Raw genomic sequence first — 5988 nt, 5'->3', positions numbered from 1 at the left:
TATATGCTTCGACTTGATTTTCGGTCAGCATTTTTCCCTCGCTTGTGAAACAGTGGCTATGCTGCGAGTGCTTCCATCTGCTGGGTATACTTGCCGTAACGCGCAGCGCTATTGCACTTCGCTCTATGGTAAAAAACTTTCTGCGCTCTGGAAGGATTGGCAGGGTTTTCACCCCATGCTTCGAGCGTTGGTCCCTGCAACGCCCGCCCGTAGGAAAAGCTAAGTTCCCAGGGACAGTTGCCGATGGCATTCATGGCGTTAAGATGGTCTGTTGCTAGTTTAGCACTTTGACCGCCGGAAAGGAAGACTATTCCGGGCACCGATGCGGGCACGGCTCGTCGGAAACAGCGCACGGTTGCTTCGGCAACCTCTTGGACGTCTGCTTGCACCGGGCAGTCGGTTCCCGAAAGCACCATGTTCGGCTTAAGCAATGTGCCCTCAAGAACAACACGGTGGGCATGGAGTTCAAAATAGACGCGTTTCAGGGTTGCTTCCGTTATCTCCTCACAACGTTCGATGGTATGAGCTCCCTCCATAAGGATCTCTGGTTCAACGATGGGCACAAGTCCGACCTCTTGGCATATAGCTGCATACCGCGCAAGCGCGTGTGCATTGGCATCGATGCCAAATTGCGTCGGGAGACCATCGTCAACGTTGATGGGGGCCCGCCACTTGCCGAATCTCGCCCCTAGCTCCCGGTATTCGGTAAGGCGTTCACGCAGTCCGTCGAGCCCCTCCGTCACTGTTTCGCCGGGGAAGGCAGCGAGATCTTTGGGACCGGTGTCGGCTTTGATACCGGGTATGATTCCCTTGTTCGCGAGCAGTTCTGGAAAAGATGTGCCGTTCTGAGCCGCCTGACGGAGAGTCTCTTCAAACAAGATGACTCCACTGATAAATTCTTCCGCGCCTGGTGTAGTGAACAACATCTCACGGTAGGCACGACGGTTTTCCTCAGTGCACTCGACATTGATACTATCGAAGCGTCTCTTGATGGTAGCATCTCCCTCGTCCGCGGCGAGAATGCCTTTGCCTGCTGGCACGAGGGCTTGGGCGGTAGATTCGAGTTCGTGTGTTTTCATAGATTGTAGACCTCTTTCAATGATGTGAAGTACGCAGATAGATTATGGTTAATATTCTCGGTCAATAAGAAAATGAACCAGTTGTAGAAAGATATGCTTGGCTTGGGTTTCTGGTAAATAGGAAAATGTCTGGTTAAACTGAGTATATGCCTGCTGTGCCAGCGTTTTAGCACGTCGCTGGGCGTATTGGACTGATTTATATCGCTCCATTAGTGCTAACACCTCTTGAATTTCGTCCTGATGTTTGTCCTCACGTCGCTGTCCCATAATTTCGGTGACACGGTTTGCTTCCGTCTGTGAGCAGGTGTTCAGGAGATGGATGAGGATAAGGGTGCGTTTTCCTTCGCTGATGTCTCCCCCAATCTCCTTACCATATAGTTTCTCTTCACCGATGAGGTTGAGGACATCATCCTGAATCTGGAAGGCAACCCCAAGATTTTTACCCATCTCGAAGAATAGATCCATCTGGTTTTTGGACGCTCCCGCAATGAGCGCCCCGACGCGACAGGGAGTGATGCAGGTGTACGAAGCTGTCTTTCTGATACACATCAGCCAGTAGTCGGCTTCCGCTATATCCCAGCGGTTATTCTCAACCCAACTCAACTCAATGTGTTGTCCTTCGACAATGCTGTTGCTGAGTTGTGCAAATTCCGACACAATCTCAAACGCGAGTTCATATCCGAGCAGATCCGCGTTTCGGTTCAGCATCTCCCACATTTTACAGTGGAGCCCGTCACCCACGTTAATGGCAATCGGAATCCCATGTTTCTGGTGGAGGCACGGCTCGCCGCGACGCAGATCAGACCCGTCTTCAATATCATCGTGGATCAATGCCCAGTTTTGCAATAGTTCAAGTGCCGCAGCGGTATTCATCGCCTTTTGTGGGTTTCCGCCGAACGCCTCACAGATGAGCAGACAGATTGCTGGACGCAAACCTTTGCCCGCTCGAAGTGGATAATCCAGCATCATTTGGTAGAACTGATGCACTTCAGGGTGCTCGTGCGCGCTAGGCAGAAAATCAAAGATATGTGCATCAATTTGTTTTTTTGTTTCTTTAAGAAATTCGAAAGGCTGGACTTTTGACATAATGAATTATTGCCTTCTCACAAGGGGTTTGATATAATGTTGCATAGAGGGGAAATCTTGTGCGAAAAATTGCCTTGATGTCGCTCTCTAAGATTATAACCTATATTTCCTTAGATTTTCAATATCTGAGTCCTACTCTTTTGAGAAATAATCGTGACAGTTTTCGGTAAGAATGGTATACTAACGCAAATTGCTATCCATCGTAACTCAAGTTCTCCCCTGCCTTATAATACTACACACCTACAGTTTCAGGAGATACAAAATGCCGAATGTAGCGCCCGAACGGTTGCGTAAAATTGCGGCGGACATTTTTGAAGCAGCAAATGTCCCCGCCGAAGAAGCACAGATTATTAGCGAAATCCTTGTAGATGCCAATCTTGCAGGACACGATTCACACGGAGTGATTCGCATTCCACAGTATATGGGTTTCATAGAAGCCGGGCAGATTGACCCTCACGCCACGATGGAGATCGAGCGTGAATCTCCGTCACATGCCCTGATTAACGGCAACTGGGGGTTTGGTCACGTCATCGCGCAACGATCGATGTCGTTAGCGATCCGCAAAGCGCAATCGAGTACGGTCAGTGCGGTTAGCATCTATAACTGCAATCATATCGGCAGGATCGGCAGCTATGCCATGATGGCAGCGAAAGCGGGATTAATCGGAATAGTGATGGTGAACGCGGGAGGTGCCGCGCTTTACGTCGCACCGTTTGGCGGCAGCGACGGACGACTTGCGACCAACCCCATTGCGATTGCTTCCCCAACACGGGGCGATGAGCCTATTGTGCTGGACATCACGAGCAGTGTGGTGGCGCAAGGGAAGATTCGTGTTGCGTTGAATCGTGGCGATAGTGTTCCGCTCGGTTGGTTGATTAACGGTAAAGGCGAACCGACCACAGATCCACGCGACCTCAATGGGCCACCACCCGGTGCATTACTACCACTTGGAGGAATTGCGGGACATAAAGGATTCGCGCTTGGCTTGATGATTGATGTGCTGGGAGGGGCGCTATCGGGTGCTGGTTGTAGCGGTTCCGGCACAACAAAAGTCCAAAACGGAGTGCTGATGATGGCGATTAACATTGCACAATTTACTCCGATGGAGGATTTCTATGGACGTGTTGATGCGCTTGTCGAGCATGTGAAAGCGTCGCCGCCTGCTCCCGGTTTCGATGAGATCCTCGTCCCCGGCGAGATTGAGTCGCGTCAAACGAAACGGCGTTCAAGCGAGGGGATTCCCGTTGATGATGAAACATGGCGACAAATCCAAGAGACAGCGGCGGCGGTCGGGGTTTCGGAGCTTTAGATGGCATCTGGAAAGTTGAGTAGAGGGTATTATGGCGAGAAAATCGAAACTTTCCCCTTTGATGGAACAGTACAGGCAATCAAAAAAACAGTATCCGGATTCGATTCTGCTTTGTCGTGTCGGAGACTTCTACGAAGCATTCTACGACGATGCTGAACTGATTGCTCGTGTTCTGGAAATTGCGTTGACATCAAGAGATAAGGATAGCGTGGGAGGCGCGATCCCGATGGCGGGTGTCCCGCATCACGCGCTGGATTCATATCTTTACAAGTTGGTAAATTCGGGCTATAAAGTCGCAATTTTGGAGCAGGTCGAAGACGCCAAAAAAGCGAAGGAAGAGAATCGGCTGGTCAAACGGAATCTTGTCCGTATTGTGACCGCAGGGACTGTCACAGATCCAAAGGTCCTGGATGGGAAAACGAATAATTATCTGATCAGCATTTATCTCCTAAAAGATAGTTACGGCTTGGCAGCTGTAGATCTTTCGACCGGAGAATTTACGGTAACGGAGCTAGAAAACTTAGCAAAACTCTGGTCAGAAATTCATCGGCTCGCCCCGAAAGAATGCCTGCTTTCCGAGGATTTCGATGACCCGGAAATAGTCGCGCAGATTGAAGCGGACCTGAAAGCGGTTGTAAACTATCTCCCGGATTGGCGTTTCTCATTTGACACGGGGCGGTCTGAACTTCTCCAGCATTTTAACACACTTTCCTTAGATGGCTTTGGGTGTGAACATCTGCCCGCTGCAATCTGTGCGGCGGGAGCGTTGGTCTACTACCTCTACGAGACCCAGAAACAGGAGGTAAAACATATTGTTTCCCTCCACACCTACACCATTTCAGACTTTATGCTTCTAGAAGCGGATACGCAGCGGAATTTGGAGTTGACAACCTCGATCCGCGATGGTTCATCGAAGGGAACACTTCTGGAAGTGATGGACGAAACTGTGACACCGATGGGAGCGCGAAAACTTCGTCAGTGCATCTTGCAACCGCTGCTGCAACCAGCAGAGATCAACGCACGTTTGGACGCTGTTGATGAGTTAAAAAACCGGATTGGATTGCAGGAGGAGTTACGGGAGCGGTTGAGTAAGGTGTACGACATGGAGCGACTGATTTCTCGCATCAGTTTGGGTTCGGCGAATGCCCGAGATCTCATCGCGCTGAAAGACTCCCTGCGCTTGCTTCCGGATATCAAGGCACAACTCAACGACTGCGAAACTTCGCTATTACAGACTTTGAATGAAAACCTTGACCCACTGACAGAATTAGCGGATTTAATCGAAGCATCCATCCACCCCGACCCACCGGCGACGATTCGTGAAGGTAGATTAATCAACGATGGTCACAACGAACAGTTAGATGAGTTGCGTGAAATCACCAGCGAGGGAAAAAACTGGATCGCGGAACTTCAGCAGAAAGAGCGTGATCGGGTAAACATTCCTTCGCTAAAGATCGGATTCAATCAGGTCTTCGGATATTACATTGAGGTTACCAAGCCGAACCTGCATCTTGTCCCAGAATATTATATCCGTAAACAGACATTGACCAATGCCGAGCGGTTTATTACGCCGGAACTCAAGGAGCGAGAATCACAGATTCTGAACGCACAGGATCAGATTCAGACGCTTGAATATGATCTCTTCTGCGAGGTGCGTGCCCAAGTTGCGGCTGAAACTGAAGGGATACAGAAAACCGCTGCCGTAGTTGCCATGATTGATGTCGTTGCCGGGCTTGCCTACATCGCGTCCAAATACGATTACGCTAAGCCGATTATTGATGAGAGTGATGAGCTCATCCTCAAGAACGGGCGGCACCCCGTCGTAGAACGCCTTTTTACGAGGGAAGGGTTTGTTCCTAATGACACAGGGTTGAACTGCCGGGACCAGCAGATGCACATTATCACCGGTCCGAATATGAGCGGCAAAAGTACATTTCTCCGTCAGACGGCACTCATCACCTTGATGGCGCAGATGGGCAGCTTTGTTCCTGCGTCCGCAGCGAAGGTCGGCATTGTAGACCGGATTTTCACCCGCGTCGGTGCCTCTGATAACCTTGTGATGGGACAGAGCACCTTCCTCGTGGAGATGAACGAAACGGCAAATATCCTGAACAACGCAACGCGCAAGAGCCTGATTATCCTTGACGAGATCGGGCGCGGCACTAGTACATTTGATGGACTGAGCATTGCGTGGGCGGTCGCGGAGTACATTTTGGACGAGAAGCGAATCGGTGCGAAAACGCTGTTTGCGACCCACTATCATGAATTGATCGAACTCGCCGGCAGATATAAGAACGTAAAGAATTACAATGTCGCTGTCCATGAAGATGGCGAAACGGTGACTTTTCTGCGAAAGGTTGTGGAAGGTGGCACGGATCAGAGCTACGGTATCCACGTTGCACGCCTCGCCGGATTGCCGCAGGCAGTCATTGAGCGAGCGAACCAAATCCTAGAGATCCTCGAACAGCACAATCTGAGTATCGAAGGTGAGGAATCAGATCAGTCTTCACCAAA

General features: G+C 50.3%; 4 protein-coding genes. 2 read left to right on the top strand and 2 right to left on the bottom strand.

Features of this window, described 5'->3' with window-relative positions:
• Positions 1–56: 56 nt before the first annotated feature.
• Positions 57–1079 carry a fructose-bisphosphate aldolase class I gene (locus J4G02_19670; GenBank protein MCE2396752.1) on the bottom strand — a complete coding sequence of 341 codons (1023 nt, stop codon included), beginning with the start codon at positions 1077–1079 and terminating at the stop codon, positions 57–59.
• A gap of 48 nt (positions 1080–1127) precedes the next feature.
• Positions 1128–2165 (bottom strand): polyprenyl synthetase family protein, encoded by a 1038-nt coding sequence (locus tag J4G02_19665; GenBank protein ID MCE2396751.1) that lies wholly within the window; start codon positions 2163–2165, stop codon positions 1128–1130.
• Between the two features lie 262 nt (positions 2166–2427).
• On the opposite strand from J4G02_19665, the gene J4G02_19660 reads away from it, so the two are divergent.
• On the top strand, positions 2428–3474 hold the full coding sequence (locus J4G02_19660) for an Ldh family oxidoreductase (protein ID MCE2396750.1): 1047 nt from the start codon (positions 2428–2430) through the stop codon (positions 3472–3474).
• A 31-nt stretch (positions 3475–3505) separates the two neighbouring features.
• Positions 3506–5988: DNA mismatch repair protein MutS (gene mutS / locus J4G02_19655; GenBank protein ID MCE2396749.1), on the top strand; the 2483-nt coding region annotated here is incomplete at its 3' end.

The sequence above is a fragment of the Candidatus Poribacteria bacterium genome, from assembly GCA_021295755.1.
Taxonomy (GTDB): domain Bacteria; phylum Poribacteria; class WGA-4E; order WGA-4E; family PCPOR2b; genus PCPOR2b.
The sequence above is the reverse complement of the archived record's forward strand: the minus strand, read 5'-3'. Positions and strand labels throughout refer to the sequence as shown.